This is a genomic window from Luteibacter anthropi (assembly GCF_011759365.1).
Lineage (GTDB): Bacteria > Pseudomonadota > Gammaproteobacteria > Xanthomonadales > Rhodanobacteraceae > Luteibacter > Luteibacter anthropi.
Window position 1 is genome coordinate 331,831 of the sequence record NZ_JAARLZ010000002.1, and the last position, 22,749, is coordinate 354,579.

Genomic DNA, 22,749 nt, shown 5'->3' on the forward strand with positions numbered 1-22,749 from the left:
GCGACTCGTGAAAGTCACCCGGGCCTGTCCGTCGTCAGAAGTTCCAGCGGAACCCCAGGTTGACGGAATCGCTGGACGAATGGTCCGCGCGGTCCGCGTTGTAGTACACGAAGGTGCTGGCGGCCGGGGTGATGTCGAAGCTCATGCCCACGCCCGCCTGCCAGTGATTGCGCACCGGCCGCGAACCCTGCACGACGAAGCTGTCGGTCGGCACGCCCGCGAAGGCGTTGTTCACCGACACCGTACCGTCCTTGGTGTTGTGCAGGTAACGCACCATCACGATCGGGTGCAGCTTCGTGCCGGCCACGCCCAGGTCAACATCGCCGACCAGTCGCAGGCCTGCGCCGTACTGCATGCTGCTGGCGTTGGCCTTGCCCACGCGCAGGTCTGCATCGCCTGCGCCCTTCTCGGTGAACGCGTCGTACTTCACCTTCGTGTAGTACGCACCGACGAACGGCTCCAGGTGCAGGCCCTTGCCCACTTCGAAGCGATAGCCGCCTTCCAGCGCCGCGTTGATCGTCTTGCCGTCGTAGCTGCCCGTGGCCTGCGGTGTATACGGACCGACCGCGATACGACGAGCGCTGTCGGCACTCTGCCAGCCATACGAGGCCAGGCCTTCCGCCCACCACTGCTGCTGGTTGAAGTACAGCGCGTGGATACCGATGGCGGCCTGGTCCACGTCGGTGTAATCACCGCGGCGATCCACTTCCGTCCGCGAGTTGGCGAAGTTGGCATGCACACCCAGGCGCAGGTCCGGGGTGACCGAGGTATCCGCGCCGATGATGAGGCCATGGATGCGGTAGTCGGTCTTGGCGACATCGGTGCTGCGATCGAAATCACTGCTCGAGGTGTATGGCTCGGCCCAGACGGCCGGGCCCTGCTCACCCGTGTCGCGGGCCAGCTTCAGGCGATAGAACAGCGTGTCCTGGTACTGGCTCTGGCCGCTGAGTTCCGCGTTCGCTGCCGAGGCATAGGTTTCACCCGTGAGCGAATCGAACGAGCGGATCACCTGGTCGGAGGTCAGGCCACGTGCATAGCCCAGCAGGGTCGGCAGCGGGTTGCCGCCCGAGGTCGCGATGGTCTGCAACGCCGTCGCCATGCGGTACTGGTTGCCGTTGAGGCCGGCGAACTGGTTGAACGGCTTGCCACCCGTGCCTTGCCCGCCACCGGCCTGGCTCAGCGTCAGGATCAGCTGGTTGCCCTGCTGCGTGACGCTGGCATTGAGGAACGGCAAGGTGTTCTGCACCACGCTGGCATAGGCACCCGAGATGCCGCCGCTCGCATTGATGATCGTGTAGTTGGTGATCGGTGCGTAGGTGCCGGCCGAGGGCAGTGCCACCAGCTGGCCGCCGAGCGAAGCACTGCCATTGACGTTGATGCTGTCGCTGGCGCCGCCTGCGTTGGTGCGCACCTGGGTCGTGGAACCGGCGCCCAGGGCCAGGCCGCCCGTGGTGAGCGTCGAGCCCGGCGTACCTGTGCCAGCCGCCGCGCCGGTCGCACCATTCGTGCCGCTCGGCGCCACCGTGCCGCCGTTGCCGACCGTGACCGGACCGCTGATCGTGCCGCCACCGATGAGGCCGCCACCGGCATTGACGGTGACCGGACCGGTCAGGCTGCCGTTGACCACCAGGTTGCCACCCACCGTCGTACCGCCGGTGAAGCTTGCCGATGTGCCGCTGGCGACCGAGAGCGTGCCTGCGCCGACGTTGAGGTTGCTGATGTTGGTGAACGACGCACCCGGCAGGTTCGCCTCACCCGTGCCCGTGATGTTGAGCGTGCTGCCCGGAGCGGTGCCGTTGACCGTACCCGTGATGCCCGGCAGGTTGCCGTAGCTCACGTTGATCGTGCTGCCACCGCCGAGGTTCAGCGCGCCGCCCAGCGGACCGCTGGCCGTGACGTTGTTGCCGCTGCCGTTGAGGCTGGCCGTCGCGCCCGCGCCCACCGTGATGTTGCCGGTGTACGGATTGCTGGCATTGAGGACGCCGCCGTTCACCGTGACGCCACCGGTGAGGCCAGCGAGCGAGCCACCCAGGTTCAACGTGCCCGTGCCCTGCTTCAGCAGGCCACCGGAACCCGACACGCTGCCGTTGATACCCAGGTCCTGCGTGCCCTGCACGGTCAGGCCGTTCGTTCCCACGTTCACGTTATTGGCGATCGTGACCGCCGTGGCACCGGACTGCAGGCTGCCGCCGTTGATCGACAGGTCACCCGTACCCAGCGCCGTGTTGCTGCCCAGGGTGAGTGAGCCGCCGTTGACCGTGGTGCCACCGCTGTAGCTGCTGTTGCCGTTGAGCGTGAGCGACGCATTGCCGTTCTTGACGAGGCTGCCTGCGCCGGAGATGGCTCCATTGAGCGTGAGGGCCTGGTTGCCCGGCAGGGTCAGCGCTGCATTGAGCACAACCGCGTTGGCCAGTGTCGTGGCCGCCGACGAGTCGAGGGTGGCTGCACCGCCGACGGTCAGCGCACCCGTGCCCAGCGCGGCATCGTTGCCGGTGAGCAAGGTGCCTGCGTTCAAGGTGACGCCACCGCTGAAGGTGTTGGCGCCGCCGAGGTTCAGCGTGCCTGCGCCGTTCTTGACGAGGCTGCCGGTGCCGGCCACCGTGCCGTTGAACACGCTGTCGCCCGCACCCGCCAGCGTGAGCGCGTTGGCGCCCAGCGCCACCGTGCTGCCGGCCACGCCGCCGAGAGTACCGATGCTCTGGTTGCCTCCGGCGGATATGTCGAACGTGCCGGTGCCGGCGAGATTCACCGCACCCGAAGACGACAGGCTGCCGCCCGCACCGATGGCGAGCGTGCCAGCGTTGATCGTCGTGCCGCCGGTATAGGTATTCGCGCCGGTCAGGGTCAGCGTCGATGCACCGTCCTTGATGACGCCACCCGCACCCGACACCACGCCGCCGATCGTCAGCGGGTTGCTGCCCAGTACATCGAGGCTGGCACCCGTGGCGATGCCGACATTGTTGGCGATGGTGACTGGCGCATTCGTATCCAGCGAAGCGTTCGCGGTCACGCTGAGGGCGCCCGTGCCGAGTGCATCGTTGCTGCCGAGCACCAGGCCGCCTTGATTGAGCGTGACACCACCGGTGAAGGTGTTCGCGCCGCCGAGCGTCTGGATACCCGCACCGTTCTTCACGAGGCTGCCCGCACCAGCGATCACGCCGTTGAACGCGGTATTGCCTACGCCGCCCAGCGTCAGCGCATTGGCGCCCAGTGTCACCGTGCTACCGGTCACACCGGCCAGCGAGCCGATGGTCTGGTTGCCGCCTGCGGAGATGTCGAAACCGGTACCGGCATTGGCAAGGTTCACCGCACCGCTCGCGGCGAGGCTGCCGCCTGCACCGATCGCCAGGATGCCTTCGTTGATCGTCGTGCCACCGGTATAGGTATTGGCACCCGTCAGGGTTTCCGTGCCGGTACCGATCTTGGTCAGACCGCCGGTGCCGGCGATCGAACCGCTATAGGTACCATCGGCGGCGCCGCCTACCGTCAGCGAGTTGCCACCGAGGTTCACGGTGCCGCCGCCGACCAGCGTACCGAACACCTGGGTGCCGTTACCCGCCGAGAGGTCGAAGGTGGCGCCGGTGGCAAGGTTCACGATGCCGTTGGCGTAAAGGCTGGCGCCTGCGCCGAGGGCTAGCGTGCCGGCGTTGATATTGGTGCCGCCGGTATAGGTGTTGTTGCCATTCAAGGTCAGCGTCGCGTTGCCGTTCTTGGTCAGGCTGCCGGCACCCGAGATATCGCCGTTGAGGGTCAGGTCGTTGGTACCGAGCACCGTGAGGCCGGCGTTGAGCGTGATGGCATTGACGAGCGTGGTCGGGCCACTGGAATCCAGCGTCGCACCGCCCGTGCCACCCACGGTGAGCGTGCCGCTGCCCAGCGCACCATTGCTGCCGACGATCAGGCCACCGCCATTGAGCGCGACACCACCGCTGAAGGTGTTCACGCCGTTGAGGGTCTGCACGCCCGCGCCGTCCTTCACGAGGCCGCCGCTACCGCTGATGACGCCGCTGTAGGTGCCGTCGGTCGCGCCACCGAGCGTAAGCGTGTTGCCACCCAGTGCCACCGAGCTGCCCGCCACGCCGCCCAGCGATCCGATGGTCTGGTTGCCGCCACCGGAGATGTCGAACGTGCCGGTACCCGTGAGGTTCACGGCGCCGGTCGATGCCAGGCTTCCACCTGCACCGATCGCCAGCGTGCCGCTGTTGATCGTGGTGCCGCCGGTATAGGTGTTGGCACCCGTCAGCGTCAGCACCGAGGCGCCGTCCTTGGTCAGGCCACCGGCACCGGAGATGACGCCACCCAGCGTGAGCGCATTGCTGCCCAGCACGGTGAGGTTGCCGCTCGCCGCGAGGTCCACGGCATTGGTGACGTTCAGCGGGCTGGTGTTGTCGAGCGTGGCATTGCCACCGACCGAGAGCGCACCCGTGCCCAGGGCGTCGTTGTTGCCGAGCACCAGGCCACCGGCATTCAGTGTCACGCCGCCGCTGAAGGTGCTGGCACCACCCAGCGTCTGGATGCCTGCGCCGTTCTTGATCAGGCTGCCGGTTCCCGTCAGGGCACCGTCGAAGGCGGAGTTGCCGACGCCTCCGAGCGTGAGTGCATTCGCACCCAGCGCCACCGTACTGCCAGCCACGCCAGCCAGCGAACCGATGCTCTGGTTGCCGCCCGCGCTGATGTCGAACGTCGTGCCGTTGTTGGCGAGGGTCACCGCACCTGTATCGGCGAGGCTGCCGCCTGCACCGATGGCGAGCGTGCCGGCGTTGATCGTCGTGCCACCGGTAAAGGTGTTGGCACCGGTCAGGGTTTCCGTGCCCGAGCCTTCCTTGATCAGGCCGCCCGTGCCGGCGATGGCGCCGCTGTAGGTGCCGTTGGCCGTGCCGCCCAGGGTGAGCGAATTGGCGCCGATATTGACGGTGCCGCTGCCATTGAGCGTACCGAACACCTGGGAGCCGTTGCCTGCGGAGAGGTCGAACGTGGCGCCGCCGGCCAGGTTGACCGTGCCGTTGGTGTTCAGGCTGGCACCTGCACCCAGGGCAAGCGTACCGGCATTGATGTTGGTGTCGCCGGTGTACGTGTTGAGACCATTGAGGGTCAGCGTTGCAGTGCCATCCTTGGTCAGGCTGCCCGTGCCGGAAAGCACGCCGTTGAGCGTCAGCGCGTTGCTGCCAAGTACGGTAAGTCCGGCATTGAGCGTGATGTTGTTCGCGAGCGTGATCGGTCCTGACGAATCGAGGGTGGTCACACCGCCGACCGTCAATGCACCCGTGCCCAGCGCGGCGTTGTCGCCAACGATCAGGCCGCCGGCATTGAGTGTTACGCCGCCGCTGAAGGTATTTGCGCCGCCGAGTGTTTCCACGCCGGTCCCGGTCTTCACCAGGCGACCGCTACCCGTGATCAGGCCATCGAACGTCCGGTCGCTCGCGTCGCCGAAGGTGAGCGCGTTGCCACCCAGCGTCAGGTTGGTTCCCGTCACACCCGTGAGGAAGCCCACGGACTGATCGCCGGTCGCACCGGAGATGTCAAAGGTGGCACCCGCCGTGCTGAGCGCCAGGCCGCTGTTCGCCGCGAGGCTGCCGCCGGCACCGAGTGCCAACGTGCCTTCGTTGATCGTGGTACCGCCGGTGAACGTGTTCGCACCGGTCAGCGTGAGGGTTGATGCACCATTCTTCGAGATACCACCCGAGCCGGACAGGACGCCACCGAGGGTCAGCGGATTGCTGCCGAGCACGTTAAGGCCCGCGCCGGCACCCAGCGCGATGTTGTTGCCGACGTTCAGCGAGGCATTCGCATCGAGCACCGAGTTGCCGGTGACATTGAGCGCACCCGTGCCAAGCGCGGCGTTATTGCCGAGCACGAGCGTGCCGCCGGCCAGGTTGAGGCCGCTGCTGAAGGTGTTCGCGCCATTGAGGGTGAGGGACGACGCGCCGCTCTTGGTGATGCCGCCCGTACCGGAGACGACGCCAGCGAGGGTGAGATCCTGGCTGCCCAGGACGTTCAGCGCGCCACCCGCACCGAGCGTGACGTTGTTCCCGAGGCTCAACGCCGAGCTGGTATCCAGCGTGCCGTTGCCGATGACATTCAGCGCACCGGTGCCGAGCGCGCTGTCGTTGCCGAGCAGCAGGCCGCCCGCGTTGAGGTTCAGGCCGCCACTGAAGGTATTGGCCCCGTCGAGTGTCAGCACCGAGGCGCCGTTCTTGACCAGGCTTCCCGTACCGGCGACCACGCCACCGAGGGTGAGCGCCTGAGTGCCTGGCACGGTGAGTGCGGCGGCAAGATTGACGTTGTTGCCGATGTTCAGCGCCGATGTTGCGTCCAGCGATGCCGCACCATTGACGTTGAGCGCACCTGTACCCAGTGCGTTGTTGTTGCCGAGCACGAGGCCGCCGGCATTGAGATTCAGGCCACCACTGAACGAATTTGCGCCATTGAGCGTGAGCGTCGATGCACCGTTCTTGGTCAGGCTGCCTGTACCGGCGACCACGCCGCCAAGGGTGAGGTTCTGCGTTCCCGGCAGGGTGAGCGCCGCGTTGAGGTTGATGGCATTGCCCAGGTTCAGGGCAGCCGCGCCGTCAAGCGTCGCCGCGCCACTGACGTTGAGTGCACCCGTGCCAAGCGCTCCGTTGTTGCCCAGCAGCAGACCACCGGCATTGAGGTTCAGGCCGCCGCTGAAGGTGTTTGCGCCATTGAGCGTGAGCAGTGATGCGCCGTCCTTGATCAGCGCACCCGTGCCCGAGATCACACCGCCCAGGGTCACGGCCTGGCTACCCAGGAGATCCAGATTGGCGTTGAGGTTGACGTTATTGGCCAGGTTGAGCGCGCCGGTGCCGTCGAGCGTGGAAGCACCGCCGACAGTGAGTGCGCCGGTACCCAGGGCGCCGTTGTTGCCGAGCAGCAGCCCACCTGCGTTGAGCGTGAGGCCACCCTGGAAGGTATTTGCCCCGGTCAGCGTCTGCACCCCGGAGCCATTCTTCACGAGCGCACCCGCGCCACTGATGATGCCGCCGTAGGTCTGGTTGGCGATGCCGCCGAAGGTCAGCGTGTTGGCGCCGAGGTTGATCGTGCTGCCCAGCACGCCGGACAGGTCACCGATCGTCTGGTTGCCGCCACCGGAGATATCCAGGTCTGCACCCAGGCCGGACAGGTTCACCGCGCCGGTCGCCGCCAGGCTGCCGCCGGCACCCAGCGCAACCGTACCTGCGGAAATGTTGAGGCCGCCGGTGAAGGTATTCGCACCATCCAGGGTCAGGGTCGATGCGCCGCTCTTGATCAGGCTACCCGCACCGCCGATGGCGCCATTGAAGGTCAGCGGATTGCCGCCGAGCACATTCAGCGAACCACCCAGGGCGAGATTGACGTTGTTGCCGAGCGTCAGTGCAGTGGAGCCGTCGACCGTCGCGGCATTGTTGATGTTCAGGGTGCCGCCACCGAGGGCAGTGTTGTTACCCAGAAGGAGGCCGCCTCCGTTGACGTTCACGCCGCCGCCGAAGGTGTTTGCGCCATTGAGGGTCAGTATCGAAGCACCGCTCTTCACGATGTTGCCGGCACCGATGATGACGCCGTTGAACGTGAGCGGCTGTCCGCCAAGTACATTCAGTGAACCGCCCGCGTTCAGCGACACGGCGTTGTTGAGCGAAATCGCCGCCGTGCCATCGAGCGTGACCTCACCACCCACGCTCAACACGCCCGTTCCGATGGCCGCTCCGCTGCCTAGCAGCAGGCCACCTGCATTCAGGGCAACCCCACCGGTAAAGGTATTGTTGCCGCTGAGCGCCTGCACGCCCGTACCCAGTTTTACAAGGCCGCCGCTGCCGACGATGGTGCCTGCATAACTGGTACTACCCAGGCCATTGAGCGTCAGCGTGTGCGTGCCGAGATTGACGTTGCCGCCGAGGCCGGCCAGCGAGCCAATGGCCTGATTGGCAGCCGCGGAAAGATCCAGCGACGTGCCCACCCCAAGCGTGATCGCCCCCGTCGGCGACAGGCTGCCGCCCGCGCCCAGCGCAAGCGCGCCACCCGTGATCGAGAAGTTGCCGGTCAGCGAATTGCTGCCACCGAGCGTCAGCGTGCCTGTACCGCTCTTGATGAGGTTGCCTGCGCCGGACAATGAACCATTGAGCGAGAGTGCCTGGGTACCCAACAGGTTGAGACTGCCGCCGCCGTTGACGACGATGTTGTTCGCCAGTCCGAATGCACCGGTGGTATCGAGCGTGGCCGAGCCTCCGATGGTCAGGTTGCCGGAACCGAGCGCCCCGGCATTGCCAAGCAGCAGGCCACCCGCGTTGAGGTTTACGCCACCGCTGAAGAGGTTGGCACCGCCCAGGGTCACCACACCCGTATTGCTGACCGTGAGGCCACCCGCACCGGTCAGGATGCCTCCCAGGCCGAATGCATTGGTGCCGCCCAACGTGAGCCGTCCGGTGTTGAGCGCGAAATTGTTCGCCAGGGTCAGCCCTGCATTGGATGCCGCAATCGTGCCGCCGTTGACGTTGAACGTGCCCGTTCCGAACGCGCCGGCGTTGTCGAAGTTGATCAGGCCGTCGTTGAGTGTCGTATCCGTCACTGCCACGGCACCCTGGAGATTCCAGGTACCGCTGTTGACGGTGAGGTGCTGGAAGCGCTGGTAATTCGTGGCGCTGATTGTCGTCGGGGCACCGCCGGTGCCAGACCCAGGGCCCGTCGGTGAATTTTGCAGAACAAGAAAATTGTTCGCGCCGGCGCCGCCGTCCACGACACCGGCGGCGGCGGTATTCACGCCGGTCACTCCGGTCAGCAGGCCGCCAGGAGAAATACCGGTCGAGGACACACTCGATCCGGACACGGCCGTAAAGGTGTTTCCGGTCGGGGTATCGCCCATATAGACGCTGCCGCTGACCGTGCCGGCATTGAGGAAGGTGTTACCGGCGTTGGCGGTACCCGAGCCGGCGAAAGCGATACGGCCCGTGATGTTGCCGGTATTGGTCAGGTTGGTCTGTCCGCCGCCGTACGAGACGATCGCCAGGGCATCGGACAGATTGCCCAGGCCAAGCAGCGACATGCCTACCGTACCGTTGTTGGTGATGTTGGTTACACCTCCCGTCGCATTCTGCGCGGAGATGGCCTGGCCACCGTAGCCGAACAGCGTCGCGATGTTGAAGATGCCCTTGATCGTGCCGCCCGCCTCGTTGTTGACGTTGATCGTGCTGCCGCCGACGGTGTTGTTGCCGAGGATCATGCCGGCAGACGTGAGGCTGAGTCCGCCCTGGTTTGCAGGGTCGATAATGCCCTGGTTGTTCACCGTGATGCCGTTGCCGGTTAACGTCATGGCGTTACCGCCAAGCAGGGCCGGAACGCTGACGATGGCCCCCGTATCCACATTGACGGTGATGCCAGCGGTGGGACTGGCATAGTTCAGTTGAGGGGTGCCGACGGCGCAGGTGACGACTGCCGCCGGAGGCAGCGTGCAAGTCGCCTGGGCGACCTCACTGACAGCCGGCATGATGAGGACGGATGCCAGAGCGGCGTAGATGCTCTTCGTAAGCGAGTTGCGGCGAACAGTTTCAATACGACGCTGGCTCATGATGCTTCCCCGGTCCGAATGATTGCGCTGTGCCATTGATTAATGTGAATCCCATTCGCGCAAAAAGCCGCCCCGACGAAAGGCCGCAAAAGGCCATCCCACTGTCGACATAGGGCAAGTCTCATTAACGCTGATTTAGGATTCCCGGGGCCGAGACTAAGGCACCCCTCCGAGGGGCGAATGCATAAATTTGGCAAGCCACGCCCGGACAGGTGTTTACAAATGCAACTTCAGGGCAGTCACGAGATAATCCCAACAGAATCGGCAAAACATGAAATGAGAATGAAATCAAAAAGGCCGTCGAAAATCCTTTCGACGGCCTTGCTCATTTGCGATTTGTCACGCTCTAAATAACCCGATTACGAAACGGCGAGGATTATTTCGAAAGACTCAATTGCGGCAACAAAAAACCTTTTCCATGCCTATTGAGTGCATGACGGAAGGAACCGGCCTGCAAACCAGGCCGGGGAATCGCTAGCAGCCGAGTGCACCACTACCGGTGGACACGCCAAGCAGGCGGGTGAAGTTCGTATAGATGTTCACCCGATCCTGCATCTCGTCATGCCCCACGCCGGTGGCATTGCACTCGATGCCCCCATTGATCGCGCGGATCGTCGCGCCGAAGCCCTGGCCTCCCGAGATCGCCTGGTGCGGCGTGAGTGCGGTCTGGCCCGACTGGGTCATCCAGAACCACAAGGCGGTCTTCCAGGCCACGGCCGAGTTGGTCGCCACCAGATCCGGGTTGTGCAACAGGTCGAGTCCGAGGGCGTTGCCGGCGGCCGAGTAGTTGTAGTTCCAGCTCAGCTGCAGCGGACCACGACCGTAGTACTGCAGGTTGCCGCAGGAACCCACCGGCTGGCAGTACGAGTTCCAGTTGGCCTGGTTCACTTCGCGGATGTAGACCAGGCCCGAGGTCTCGTGGGAAACGTTGGCGAGGAAGGCGGCGGCTTCCTGGCGCGCGACGGAGGCGTTGCTCTCGGTGGCGAACTGCGGATACGCCGACAATGCAGAGACCAGGCCTGCATAGGTATAGAAGCTGTTGCGGCTGGGGAACATCTGGTTGAACAGCGCTTCGCTGACCACGAAGCTGCCGCCCGACGAGCCACCACCGGAGTTGTCGCACTGCGTAGGCTGCCAGTACCAGGTGCTGATGGTGGGGTCGGTGCCGTCGCTGCCATTGGTGCCGACATTGACCAGCTTGTAGTAATTGCCATTGGGCGCGTAGCGAACCACGGTGCCCAGCGTGTAGTTGATGCCTGCCGACCAGGTCACGGCATTGCAGGTGGCGGCGGCTGCGAACGAGGTGTCCGACTGGGGCGCGGCGCGTACCTCGGGCGATCCCGCCGAAAGCAGTCCGGCAACGGTTACAGCCATACAGATGGAAAGGGTCCTGCCTGTCACGTGTATTTCTCCCATGAATAACGAACGAAGCGAGCACGGTCCGGCCGGCGTCCGGGCATACCGGTGCCGACAAGGCCAGTGACTCATCCAGATCCCGCTTATGTGTCGTCGCTCGATGGCGACGTAGTTCGAAGCGCGCAGCGCCAGGCCGGATGACCCGGCCGTGATTCCCCAATCCATACAGGCGCTACAGCGGGATGAACTATAGGCAAGGCGGCTGCCGCAGCTTCATGAGGATTCGGCAATTTTTCGCGGACCGCTATTTCCGTGAATCGGATCACGGACCCGGGGCAACATCCATGAAACGTCCTATCTTTCTCCCCGGGCACTCTGCACCGGGCCGTTGAACCAAGCGGCGCATGCCCTGTCCAAGCCCCGCTGACGACCAGATGGGCCGTCAACGACAGGGGGCAAGGATGAGGCAGGCCAGCCGGACAACCCGTGAAGCGATCACCCGCGGTGTCGTGATCGGAATGGTCCTGTTCGGGCACCTCATGCTGGTGGCGGTATTGCTGGGGCTCCGGGGAAACGGCATGGCTTCTTCCACCGATGCATCCCGCACGCCGGCATCGGCACTGGAAGTGAGTCTCCACGACACTCAGCGTGTCGCTCCCCCGCCTCCCCCGCTCCCGTCGCTACCAACGCGGCACGCTGCGGTCATCCCCGCGTCGCGGACTGCCAGGATCACTCAGGAGCCTGTGGCACCCGCACCGTCACCACCGGTGACCAACGCCCCCCTGGCGCAGCCTGGAAGCGACATCGTGGCAACACCCGCACCACCTTCGGGGGATTATGGCGATCCGTCCCTGCGACGTGGCCTCGATGCCGCAGGCCGCCACGCCGGGCCGTCACTGCCCGGCTCGACCATTCCGGTGACGGCCGGCATCCATGTGGTGCCGCCGCCCAGCATCAGCGATACGGTGCGCAAGGTAGGCACGTACATGGAATGCAGCAAGATCCGCATGCGCCGCAACCTGCCGGGCGGCACGCTGGACTATCGCGTCATGCAGTCGTACGAAACGCTGGGCTGCAAGAAGTGACGATGCCCTCGACAGTTCCGCCGACTGTCTAGACATCCACCACGGGCGCGACATATCGGCCGCCTAGGCTGTGGCCTTTTCCAGCGACAAGGGTCACGCCATGCACCTCCCCTCTTCCAGCGGCACCTGCCATGGTCCGGTGTCCGCCGTCATTTTCGACTGGGCCGGTACCGTGCTCGATTTCGGTTGCATGGCACCCGTGGGAGCGTTCCGGCAGGTCTTCGATGAGGCGGGCCTGCCCATCGATATTGCTGAAGCGCGGGAACCCATGGGTGCCGCCAAGCGCGAACATATCGCGATGATCCTGGCGATGCCGGCGGTCAAGAAGCGCTGGATTGTTTGCTTTGGCGCGGAACCGGTTGAAGCGGACGTCGACCGCCTCTACACCCGTTTCCTGGAGATCGACCCGGAGCATGTGGAAAAGCACCATGCGCTGATTCCGGGCGCCCTCGATACCATCGCCGCCCTGCGCCGTCGCGATATACGCATCGGCAGCACCACGGGTTACCCCCATGAGGTCATGACCTATCTTGCGCCCATGGCTGCGGCGCGGGGATACGTTCCCGATCACTGCACCACGGTGAGTGACGTACCCCGTGGACGTCCCTGGCCCGACATGTGTCTCGACAATGCGCTTGCACTGCAGGTGCCCGACGTGCGCTCCTGCGTCGTCGTGGACGACAGTCCCAGCGGGCTGGCGGCCGGGCGCGCCGCCGGCATGTGGGCCGTAGGCATCGCCGCCAGTGGCAACGAAGTGGGGCTTTCGCTGGAAGAGTGGCAGGCCACCGGAGCGGATGAGCGTGCGCGTCGCATCGCTGTTGCGCGGAGCCGGCTTGAGAAAGCCGGCGCGCATCTCGTCGTCGACAGCATCGCCGACCTCATGCCAGCCATCGAACGCATCGATGGCTGGCTGGCCGAGGGTAGCAAGCCCTGATTCAGTCCGTGGAAGGCTCGCCTGCCGTATCCACGGCGGGCGGCGGCTTGCGGATCAGGGTGAATACGAACAAGCCCGCGAACAGTCCTGCCACATAGATGAAGGCAGGGCGGAACGTGGCATCCATGGCGAGAATGCCCGTCACGGCGACCAGGAACACCAGCACGAACAGGTTGCCCCAGGGCGACAGCGGCGCGGCATAGGTGAGCGCACCGATGTCCTTCACGCTGCGGCGGAAGCGCAGGTGCACGGCCACGAAGATGGCCCATACGGCCACCACGGCCATGGCGATGCTGTTCATCAGCAGGCCGAACACTTCACCGGGGATGTAGTAATTGAGCGCGATGGCCGCCGAGATGGCGAGCATCGACACGATCACGGCATTGCCCGGCGTGTCGTAGCGGTTGAGCTTGCCGAAGGGTGCCGGCGCGCAGCGTTCGAGAGCCAGCGCGCGCAGCACACGTGCCATGCCGAACATGAGCGAATTGCAGGCCGAAAGCAGCACCGTGATGAGCACGATGCTCATGATGGCACCGGCGGCACGCACGCCCATGCGCTCGAAGATCGCAACGATGGGGCTGCCGTCAGTGGGCACGTCGCGCCAGGGCACCAGGGTCACGATAAGGAAGGTGGTGCCCACGTAGAACAGCAGCAGGCGCACCAGCAACCCGTTGATCGCGCGCGGCAGCGTGCGTTCCGGCTCTACCGTTTCGGCAGCGGCCAGGCAGATCAGCTCCGTGCCGCCGAAGGCGAACGCGGCGATGGGCAGCACGGAAAGGAAGCCGTGCAGGCCGGTGGGGAAGAAACCACCCTGGGTCCAGAGGTTCTTCACCGTGGCCGTGGGCAGGCTCGCCGTGGGGCCGGCAAAAAGCAGGTAGGCGCCCACGACGAGGAACAGGGACAGCGCCAGGATCTTGATCAGCGCCATGCCGAACTCGACTTCGCCGAACACCCGCACGCGCAGCGAGTTGATGCCGCAAAGCACCAGCAGGCCGCCCAAGGCGGGAATCCACTGCGGGATGGACGGCATCCAGCTATGCACCAGCATGCCCACGGCCGTGAGTTCGGCCATGCACACCATCGTGCCGCAGACCCAGTAACCCCAGCCGTGGACGAAGCCCGCGCGCGGCCCCCAGTAACGCTTGGTGTAGCTGACGAAGGAACCGCTGCGGTTGCCGTTCAGGGCCATCTCGCCGAGGCAGCGGGCCACGATGTACATCACGATGCCGGCCACGGCATACGCCAGGATGAGTGCCGGACCGCCGATGCGGATGCCCTGCCCCACGCCCAGGAAGATGCCCGAACCCAGGGCGCCGCCCAGTGCGAAATATTCGACCTGCCGTCCGGTCAGGCCCTGCTTGTTCCCCTTCACTACCACCTCGGTCGTCTGCGTTCCCAGTCGGGAGCCGGTCGATTATCCGGGTTTAGTGCCCCCGGGGACATGGCCCGGGGGTCAGGGGGCCTGGGAGGCGTCAAAACCAGGCCCGGATGCCGGCTACCACCTGCCGGTCGACCACCGGCTGGCCCTCGGCACGGGCCATGTCGGCCGAACGACCGAAGCGGTCGACGAAGCGGATGCCGATGTACGGGGCAAACTCCCGCCGTATCTCGTAGCGCAACCGCAGGCCGAACGAGGCATCCGATAGTCCGGAGCCCGTGCCCTGGCGCCGGTCGGCCTTGCCGTAGGCGTTCACTTCCAGCTCGGGCTGGAGGATCAGCCGCTGGGTGATCAGCAGGTCGTACTCCGCGCGCAAGCGGGCCGCCGTACGACCTCCGGCGGCCGCATAGAAGGTGGCCTCGGTCTCGAACCAGTAAGGCGCCAGGCCCTGGATGCCCACGGCGGCCCAGGTCCGGTTCGGGCCCGTGCCGAAGTCCTGCCGCGCGCCGAGCTGGGTGTTCCAGTAGGTGGATACGGCATGGCTCCACAGCGCCTCCGCGTCGGCCTCCTCCAGCCGTCCACTGCTGCGCTCGCCCTCGGTTCGCACCCACAGGCGGTCGATGTCGCCGCCGTACCAGCCCTGCGCCTCCCAGGATTGTCCGTTGGCGCTGCGACCATGCACGGCTTCGAGCTGGTCGAGCAGCAGCATCCGGTAAGGGCCGCTGTCGTTCATGTCCATGCCGGTCATGTCGCCGTAATCGACGCCATCGGAATAGTCGGGGCTGCGGGCGTCCGCTGGCGCCTTGCCGCCCTGCATCGGGCCCATGATCATTTCCTGGGCCCATACCGGCGACGTGGAAGCCAGCAACAGCGCCGTGGCGACAAGGCGTTTCCGGATCCGCTTCATGACACCACCACTTCGCGGAACATGCCCGCTTCCATGTGGTAGAGCAGATGGCAGTGGTAGGCCCATCGTCCCGGATTGTCGGCCGTGACGGCATAGGTCACCCGCTGCGCGGGCTGCACGTTGATGGTGTGCTTGCGCACCTGGAAAGCACCTTCGGGCGTTTCCAGTTCGCTCCACATGCCATGCAGGTGGATGGGGTGGTTCATCATGCTGTCGTTCACCAGGACGACGCGCACGCGCTCGCCCTTGCGGAAATGCACGGGTTTGGCATCGGAGAACTTCACCCCGTCGAACGACCAGATGAAACGCTCCATGTTGCCCGTGAGATGCAGCTCGATCTCCCTGCCCGGCTCGCGCTCGTCCATGGAGCCACCCACCGTGTGCAGGTCGGCATAGGTGAGTACGCGGCGGCCGTTGTCACGCAGGCCGATGCCGGGGTCGTCGAGGTTGGTGCGTGGCATGTCCACATGCATGTCCACCGCCGGGGAATACTCGGTTTTCGCGTGGCGCACGTTCACCATGCCGCTCATGCCGGCCATGGACCCATGATCCATGGCGCCGTGGTCCATCCCGGACATGTCCATGCCTTCCATGCCCGCCATCGAACCGTGGTCCATACCTGCCATGCCCGGACCCGACGTATCGCCGCCCATGGCGCCCATCATGTCGCGCATGTCCAACCACTGGCGTGGGTCCATGGCGGGCACGTCGGCCTCCATGCCCGGACGCGGACTCAGGGTGCCGCGCGTGTAGCCAGCGCGATCGATCGACTGCGCGAAGACGGTATAGGCGCGGTCTTCCGTGGGTTCGATCAGTACGTCATAGGTTTCGGCCACGGATATGCGGAATTCGTCCACCGGCACCGGCTCCACATCCTGGCCGTCGGCCGAGATCACCGTCATTTTCAGGCCCGGTATGCGTACGTCGAAGATCGTCGACGACGAGCCGTTGATGAAGCGCAGGCGCAGTTTCTCGCCGGGACGGAACAGCCCGTTCCAGTTGCCCGAGGGCGAATAGCCGTTCATCAGATAGGTATAGGCCGCGGCCCCCACGTCACTGAAGTCCGTGGGATTCATGCGCATGCTGTTCCACATGCGGCGCATGGACAGTGCCTCGCCCAGGCCCTTCCTGCGGACGTCGCGGAAGAAATCCACCGCCGTGGGCTTGCCGTAGTTGAAGTAGTCGCTCTGCTGTTTCAGGCGCAGGAACAGTCGCTCCGGGTCCATGTCGGTCCAGTCCGAGAGCATGATCACGTGTTCGCGATCGCTGGGATAGCGCTCGGGGCCGGCCGGGTCGATCACCATGGGCCCATAGACGCCGGTCTGTTCCTGGAAACCCGTATGCGAGTGGTACCAGTACGTGCCCGACTGGCGCACCGGGAAGCGGTAGACAAAGGTTTCCCCCGCGTCGATGCCCTTGTAGCTGAAGCCCGGCACGCCATCCTGGTCGGACGGCAGGATGATGCCGTGCCAGTGGATCGACGTGGACGTGGGCAGCCGGTTGGTGACCCGCAGCGTGGCCGTCGTGCCTTCCTTCAGGCGCAACAACGGGCCGGGAATGCCACCGTTGATCGTGGTGGCGATGCGCGAGGCGCCCGTGTAGTTCACGGTGGAGGTGCCGATCTCAAGCGAGAGATCCGTACCTTTCAACACGGACAGCTGCCCCTGCGAAGGCGATGCCCAGCCCTTGCCGGGCACGAGCAGGCCGAGGCCCGCCGCGACGCCACCCATCGCCAGCCCGGTGACGAAGCGGCGACGCGAGGGCGACGGGAGTTCCGGGAAACCGGAGGAATGCATGCAGAGTTCTCCTTGGGCTCACGCGTCGGGCGCGAGCGTGCCGAGCCAGCCGACCAGTGCAAGCACCGTCAGGCCCAGCGTCAATTCCAGCCACAGGCTGCGGCGCAGGTGCGCGATCGCGACACCCTTCGTATCGCTGTCGAGCGACGATGCCAGCCGTGGGGCAAAGCGATAGCGGTTCGCGGCAGCGAGCATGAGCATCAGCCCGAAGACGGCGAGTTTTGCCAGCAGGACGATGCCCCATGTCGAGCTGACGAGGTCTTTCCACTCAGGACCGGCGATGAACAGGTAATTGGCGATGCCCGTGATGCCAAGCACGATCACGATGAGCGTGCCGGTGGAGGCAAAACCGATGGATGCACTGGCAAGCACGGCCGCACTGCCGGATGGCCTGCCGCTGGCGCGTAGTGCCAGGACGAGCAGCGCAACCAGTGCGCCGATCCATGCCCCTGCCGCGAGCAGGTGTGCGACATCCATCGCCAGATGCAGGGCGCCGCGCCAGCCTTCGTCCATGGCGCCATGCCCGGACCACGCCAGCGTGGCCAGCGCCATGCCCGCGAGCATCGTCGTGGGCCATGCCCAGCGGGCCGCGGCAAACCCCACGATGAGGGCTATCGCAAGCAACGCCTCCCTGGCGACGCCTGCATGCCCCACCGGTGTCTGTACAAGCAGCATCCGCGCGATGGGGGCATTGGCTTCGAAGGATGACGTACCCGTCATGCCGGCCACCATCGCCAGGAACGCGATGATCGAAAACAGCAGGCCAACGATGGCAGCAAGGATGACGATGCGACGGAAGCGGACGTCCAGCACCGTGTCCACCTGGCTCAGGCGCAAGCGGAAACACGCCACGCCGAACACCAGCATCACGGACGCATAAAGCCCACCGCGTGCCGCCATCGTCATCCAGCCGTCCACGTCGTTACTTCACGCTGAAGGTCAGCGTGCCCTTGACCGCATGCGTGTCCGTGGACACCACGTGCCAGTCCACGCGATAGGCCCCCGGGGCGAGCGGACGCAGCGGCGTGACGATGAGGGTCTTCGCATCGTCCGACACGGAAGCCCTGGCGCCGACCTTCATGGCGCCCATGCCCGGCATCCCCGGCATGGAGGTCATCACGACATCCGCACCCGACATCTGCGGCATGAGGGTTTCGGAGAAAGCCAGCTCGACGGTGGCCGGCGCGCTGACTTCAGCCTTGTCGGCCGGGGTGGACGACACCAGCTTCGGATGCGCAAAAGCGGCGGCGCTGGCGAAAAATGCCGGCACGGCCAGCAGTGCGAGGGAAAGCGACCTGAAGGTATGCATGGAGGGTGCCTCAACTAAGGGGGTAAGGATTGATCTGGACCCGGATCGAGGCCGTAAAGTGGCGCCCTCGCGGCGGATCCCGATGACATCAGCATAGGGAAAGCCGCGGAACCGACGCCTGACGCCAACATGACGATTCCGTAATCCTGGAAAGTCATGGGCCGCCGACATGGCACGATGTACATGCACCGGCAGACGATACCGGAAGGACGAAGAGGCAACCATGCGACTGCTCATCGTGGAAGACGAGCCCAAGACAGGACGCTACCTCCAGCAGGGGCTGACGGAGTCCGGCTTTGTCTGCGACCTGGTGGCGGATGGCGTGGACGGCCTGCACATGGCGCTCACCGGTGACTACGACCTCATCGTGCTCGACGTCGCGCTGCCCAAGCTCGATGGCTGGACCGTGGTCCAGACTTTGCGTGCATCGCAATCGACCGTGCCTGTCCTTTTCCTCACCGCACGGGACAGCATCCAGGACCGCGTGCGCGGTCTCGACCTCGGCGCCGACGATTACCTCGTCAAGCCGTTTGCCTTCGCCGAACTGCTTGCCCGCCTGCGCACCCTGCTCCGCCGTGGTGCCAACACGGTGCAGACGGAACGACTGGCCGTGGCGGGGCTGACGCTCGACCTGGTTCGCCGCCGCGCCGTGCGCGACGGCAGGCGCATCGCCCTCACGGCCAAGGAGTTCGCGCTGCTGGAACTGCTCATCCGCCGACGTGGCGAGGTGTTGCCACGTTCACTGATTGCTTCGCAGGTATGGGACATGAACTTCGACAGCGATACCAACGTGATCGATGTCGCCATCCGCCGCCTGCGCTCCAAGATCGACGACGACTTCGAGCCCAAGCTCATCCGCACCGTACGTGGCATGGGCTATGTACTGGAAGATCCCCGGGTGGACGACTGATGCGCAGCCTGTCGCTGACCACCCGGCTCGCCGCCTATTTCGTGCTGTCATCGGTAGCCGTGCTGCTGGGCCTGGGCCTGCTGCTTGCATCTGCCATGGAAGAACACTTCGCCGAAGAGGATTTCGCGGCGCTCTCGCAGGACATCGCCATCGTGCGTCACACGGTGCAGAGCAACCCGGGCGCGGGCATGACCTCGCAGCTGGGCGAGTTCGTGTCGATGCGCCCTCACCTGGATGTCGAGGTGACGCGCGGCGATGGCGCCATCGTCTACCGTTCGCCCAGTCTTCCCGCCCACCTGCCGATGCTTGCTGACGGCCGCACGAACTGGTCAGCCGATGGCATCGTCTACCGCGCGTTGCGCGAACCGGCCGCTTCCGGCGGCCTGACGATCACGCTGGTGATGAATACCTTCATCCACAGCCACTTCCTGCACGCCTACCAGCGCACGCTGGCGATCTACATCGCGCTTGCCGCGCTGGTCACGGGGTTGTTCGGCTGGTGGTCGGCGCGACGCGGTACCCGCCCGCTACGCACCATCGCCGCCCGGGCGCGCGAGGTAACGGCCAGCAATCTCGACGGCCGCATGCCGGTCGATGGCATTCCGGGTGAGATGGCCGATCTCGCCCACACACTCAACGGCATGCTCGACCGCCTGCAGCGCGATTTCGACCGGCTTTCGGCCTTTTCGACCGACCTGGCCCACGAACTGCGCACGCCTATCACCAACCTCATGACCAATACGGAAGTGGTGCTGGGCAAACCCCGCTCCGAGGATGCCTACCGCGAAGCGCTGGTATCCAACGTCGAGGAATTGCAGCGCATGTCGCGGATGGTCTCGGACATGCTCTACCTTGCCAAGGTCGAAAACGAACTGACCCTGCCATCCCGGGAGCCTGTCCGCCTCACGGACGAGATCACGGCGCTGTTCGATTTCTACGATGCCGTGGCCGAAGACAGCGGCGTGCGCCTGTCGATGCATGGCGATGCCGTGATAGATGGCGACCGCCTGATGATCCGCCGCGCGGTGGGCAATGTGCTGTCCAACGCGATCCGGCATACGGACCGGGGCGGCGATATCGTGGTGACCCTGGAAACCACGGGCACCACGGCCGCCATCCACGTGGACAACGATGGCCCGGCCATCCCCGAGGCCATCCTGCCGCACGTGTTCGACCGCTTCACCCGGCTGGACCACGGCGGGCGCCGGCCCGGCCCGGACAATGCCGGGCTGGGCCTCGCCATCACCCGGGCCATCGCCGTCGCCCACGGCGGCGGCATGGCCGTGACCCGGGTCGGGGAGCGCACGCGATTCACGCTGCGACTCCCTTTGTCGTGACCCCCTCGCTCAGAAATCCCAGCGGGCACCCACGCCAAACGTGCGGCCACGCGCCGGCATGCCTGTGCTGACCGTCGGCGAGGAATAGTTGCCGTAGAGGTCGTAGTGGGCGTTGGTCAGGTTGTCGGCCCAGACGTAGAACTCGCTCTGTCCGCTTTGCAGGCCGACGCGCATGTCCACCTTGTTATAGGCGCGCAGGTCGAAATGGTTCTGCGCATCGGCAGGCCGGGCGCCGAAGCGGCGATAATTCAGCTCGATGTTCAGTGCGGGATCGGGGATGCGCCAGAACGAGGCCAGATCGTGGTGCCATGCCACGCCCAGGTTACCGCTCCAGTACGGCACGTCCGGAATCCGGTTGCCGGCATTGACGTCGCCACCGGAGACACCAAAGGCCGGGCTGGTGATCTTCGCGTCGATATACGTGAGCCCCGCATCGAAACGCAGCCCGTAGCCCGGCGACCACGAGCCCTCCACCTCGGCACCCTTGCTGCGCGTATTGGCATTGACCGTGCTGACGGCCAGCGTATTGAAGTCGTAACCCAGCAGGTGGTCGTCCTTCACCTCGTTGACGTACACCGCGCCATTGAGGCTGAGGCGGTGGTCGGCGGACTGGTACTTGATGCCGACTTCATGTGTATCCACCTGGGCCGGTCGATACGGCCTGCTGTCGCTGGGTTGCGTGGAGTAATCGTTGAAGCCACGCGATTTGTGTCCGCGCGCCTCAAGCACATAGAGATGGGTCTGCGCATTCAGCTCGTAGCTCAGGGCCACGCGACCGGTCAGGTAGTTGTCGCTCACGCGCCGGCTGTCCGGCACGGTCTGGCCCGCGGCCGTGTAATGGCCGTCGTAGTCCTTGCGGTCCTGCGTATAGCGTGCGCCTGCGGTGACCTTCCACGACGCGCCCAGCGGGATGGTGGTCTCACCGTACAACGCATAACTGTCGGTCTTGAAGTCACGCTGCTGGAAGTTGCCATTGCTGCGGTAGAGCGAATCGAAGCTGCGGTCCGAATGCGAGACGTTGGCACCGGTCACCCAGAAGGTATCGGCCCCGGGCAGCGACGACCAGCGCAGGTCCTGGCTGGCCACGCGTTCACGTGACGAGTCCGTGACCAGGTATTCCATGGGAAACCCGTAGAGCGCATTGTTGATGGTGCGGTCATAGCCCTTGGTGCCACGGAACGCTGCGTCGGTGTAGCCGGTGATCGAGGTGATCCGGCTGTTTTCCAGGTCGTGGTCCACTTCGATGGAGTTACGGCGCAGGCGCTTGTAGTTGTCGTCGAACACTCCCGGCGTGAAGTCCAGCCGCGCCGTCCTGCCGAAGGGTCGCAGCACTTCCATGCCCGTGTAGTGCTTTGTGTTCTGGCCTTCCAGGATCAGCAGCACGCGGGTATCGCTGCCTGCCTTCCACAACAGGCTGCCACGCACGGCGAGGTCGTTGGGCTCCACCATGGGGCGCCCGTCCTGGGCGTTCTTCACCCAGCTGTCGAAACTGCTGTAGCGCACGGCCACGCGACCGGCCACCTGATCCGACAGCGCACCACCCACGGCGCCCTCGGCCAGCTGCTGGCCATCCTGCCCACCTTCCACGCGAAGATAACCCTCGGTATCCCAGGTGGGACGCCGGCTGGTGACGTTGACGGCGCCGGCTTCGCTGTTGCGACCGAACAACGTGCCCTGCGGGCCCTTCAGCACCTCGATGCTGTCCACGTCGAACGTCGCCAGTGATGCATGCCGCGCGGACATCGCCACGCCGTCCATGTTCAGCGCGACGGAGCCGTCATCCATGCTGACCTGGTTGAGCGAGCCGACACCACGGATGCGGATGTTCGCGTCATTGCCGCCGCCGTAGGAGTTCACATCCACGCCCGGCGTGCGACGAAGCGCGCTTTCGACATCGACAAGCCGGCCATTCTCGATGGACGAGGCATTGATGACGCTCAGTCCGAACGGGATGTCCTGCGGGCGTTCGCTGGACAGGCGTGCATTGACGGTCACCGCCGAGAGGTCGGCGGCCTTTTTCTTGTCATGGGTGGCGCTGTCCGCCGTTGCCTCGTCGGCAAGGGCCTGGAAGGACAGCGAGGCGAGCAAGGCCACCACGAGCGCCCTCGGGCGCAGGTGGAGCGGAGTGTTCGAACGATGGATCATGGACATCCCCTGGATGACTGGAAAACGGTATCAGTC

At 65.2% G+C, this 22,749-nt stretch carries 12 protein-coding genes; 4 read left to right on the top strand and 8 right to left on the bottom strand.

Annotated elements, in window-relative coordinates:
* Positions 1 to 34: 34 nt before the first annotated feature.
* Positions 35 to 9,556, bottom strand: coding sequence for an autotransporter-associated beta strand repeat-containing protein (locus HBF25_RS04170; protein ID WP_243853031.1), 9,522 nt, complete (start codon positions 9,554 to 9,556; stop codon positions 35 to 37).
* Between the two features lie 474 nt (positions 9,557 to 10,030).
* On the bottom strand, positions 10,031 to 10,930 hold the full coding sequence (locus HBF25_RS04175; protein ID WP_166946685.1) for a glycoside hydrolase family 19 protein: 900 nt from the start codon (positions 10,928 to 10,930) through the stop codon (positions 10,031 to 10,033).
* A 443-nt stretch (positions 10,931 to 11,373) separates the two neighbouring features.
* Here HBF25_RS04175 and HBF25_RS04180 point away from each other — a divergent pair, with 443 nt between their 5' ends.
* Both HBF25_RS04180 and phnX read left to right on the top strand, forming a co-directional pair.
* On the top strand, positions 11,374 to 11,997 hold the full coding sequence (locus HBF25_RS04180) for a hypothetical protein (protein WP_166946686.1): 624 nt from the start codon (positions 11,374 to 11,376) through the stop codon (positions 11,995 to 11,997).
* 100 nt (positions 11,998 to 12,097) lie between these two features.
* Positions 12,098 to 12,931: a phosphonoacetaldehyde hydrolase gene (gene phnX / locus HBF25_RS04185; RefSeq protein ID WP_166946687.1), complete on the top strand. Its 834-nt coding sequence runs from the start codon at positions 12,098 to 12,100 to the stop codon at positions 12,929 to 12,931.
* A gap of 1 nt (position 12,932) precedes the next feature.
* Here the strand turns inward: phnX and HBF25_RS04190 are convergent, their stop codons facing one another.
* The 5 genes from HBF25_RS04190 to copC form a co-directional block, all read right to left on the bottom strand.
* On the bottom strand, positions 12,933 to 14,303 hold the full coding sequence (locus HBF25_RS04190) for an amino acid permease (protein WP_166946688.1): 1,371 nt from the start codon (positions 14,301 to 14,303) through the stop codon (positions 12,933 to 12,935).
* A gap of 100 nt (positions 14,304 to 14,403) precedes the next feature.
* Positions 14,404 to 15,216 carry a copper resistance protein B gene (locus tag HBF25_RS04195; RefSeq protein ID WP_243853033.1) on the bottom strand — a complete coding sequence of 271 codons (813 nt, stop codon included), beginning with the start codon at positions 15,214 to 15,216 and terminating at the stop codon, positions 14,404 to 14,406.
* A complete protein-coding gene (locus tag HBF25_RS04200; RefSeq protein WP_166946689.1) occupies positions 15,213 to 17,012 on the bottom strand; it encodes a copper resistance system multicopper oxidase in 1,800 nt (599 codons plus the stop codon). Before HBF25_RS04200 ends, HBF25_RS04195 begins: the two co-directional genes overlap by 4 nt.
* 18 nt (positions 17,013 to 17,030) lie before the next feature.
* A complete protein-coding gene (gene copD / locus HBF25_RS04205) occupies positions 17,031 to 17,930 on the bottom strand; it encodes a copper homeostasis membrane protein CopD (protein ID WP_166946690.1) in 900 nt (299 codons plus the stop codon).
* Positions 17,931 to 17,934: 4 nt separating this feature from the next.
* Entirely contained in the window at positions 17,935 to 18,321 is a 387-nt protein-coding gene (gene copC, locus HBF25_RS04210; RefSeq protein WP_166946691.1) for a copper homeostasis periplasmic binding protein CopC, read from the bottom strand.
* A 223-nt stretch (positions 18,322 to 18,544) separates the two neighbouring features.
* On the opposite strand from copC, the gene HBF25_RS04215 reads away from it, so the two are divergent.
* Positions 18,545 to 19,231: a heavy metal response regulator transcription factor gene (locus HBF25_RS04215; protein ID WP_166946692.1), complete on the top strand. Its 687-nt coding sequence runs from the start codon at positions 18,545 to 18,547 to the stop codon at positions 19,229 to 19,231.
* A complete protein-coding gene (locus tag HBF25_RS04220) occupies positions 19,231 to 20,568 on the top strand; it encodes a heavy metal sensor histidine kinase (protein ID WP_166946693.1) in 1,338 nt (445 codons plus the stop codon). Before HBF25_RS04215 ends, HBF25_RS04220 begins: the two co-directional genes overlap by 1 nt.
* Before the next feature lie 9 nt (positions 20,569 to 20,577).
* Here HBF25_RS04220 and HBF25_RS04225 read toward each other — a convergent pair whose 3' ends face one another.
* Positions 20,578 to 22,713 carry a TonB-dependent receptor gene (locus HBF25_RS04225; RefSeq protein ID WP_166946694.1) on the bottom strand — a complete coding sequence of 712 codons (2,136 nt, stop codon included), beginning with the start codon at positions 22,711 to 22,713 and terminating at the stop codon, positions 20,578 to 20,580.
* Positions 22,714 to 22,749 lie beyond the last annotated feature (36 nt).

Coding starts and splice junctions, on each gene's coding strand:
- HBF25_RS04170 (WP_243853031.1), bottom strand. CDS start 9,556: ATGAGCCAGCGTCGTATTGAAACTGTTCGCCGCAACTCGCTTACGAAG.
- HBF25_RS04175 (WP_166946685.1), bottom strand. CDS start 10,930: ATGGCTGTAACCGTTGCCGGACTGCTTTCGGCGGGATCGCCCGAGGTA.
- HBF25_RS04180 (WP_166946686.1), top strand. CDS start 11,374: ATGAGGCAGGCCAGCCGGACAACCCGTGAAGCGATCACCCGCGGTGTC.
- phnX (WP_166946687.1), top strand. CDS start 12,098: ATGCACCTCCCCTCTTCCAGCGGCACCTGCCATGGTCCGGTGTCCGCC.
- HBF25_RS04195 (WP_243853033.1), bottom strand. CDS start 15,216: ATGAAGCGGATCCGGAAACGCCTTGTCGCCACGGCGCTGTTGCTGGCT.
- HBF25_RS04200 (WP_166946689.1), bottom strand. CDS start 17,012: ATGCATTCCTCCGGTTTCCCGGAACTCCCGTCGCCCTCGCGTCGCCGC.
- copC (WP_166946691.1), bottom strand. CDS start 18,321: ATGCATACCTTCAGGTCGCTTTCCCTCGCACTGCTGGCCGTGCCGGCA.
- HBF25_RS04215 (WP_166946692.1), top strand. CDS start 18,545: ATGCGACTGCTCATCGTGGAAGACGAGCCCAAGACAGGACGCTACCTC.
- HBF25_RS04220 (WP_166946693.1), top strand. CDS start 19,231: ATGCGCAGCCTGTCGCTGACCACCCGGCTCGCCGCCTATTTCGTGCTG.
- HBF25_RS04225 (WP_166946694.1), bottom strand. CDS start 22,713: ATGATCCATCGTTCGAACACTCCGCTCCACCTGCGCCCGAGGGCGCTC.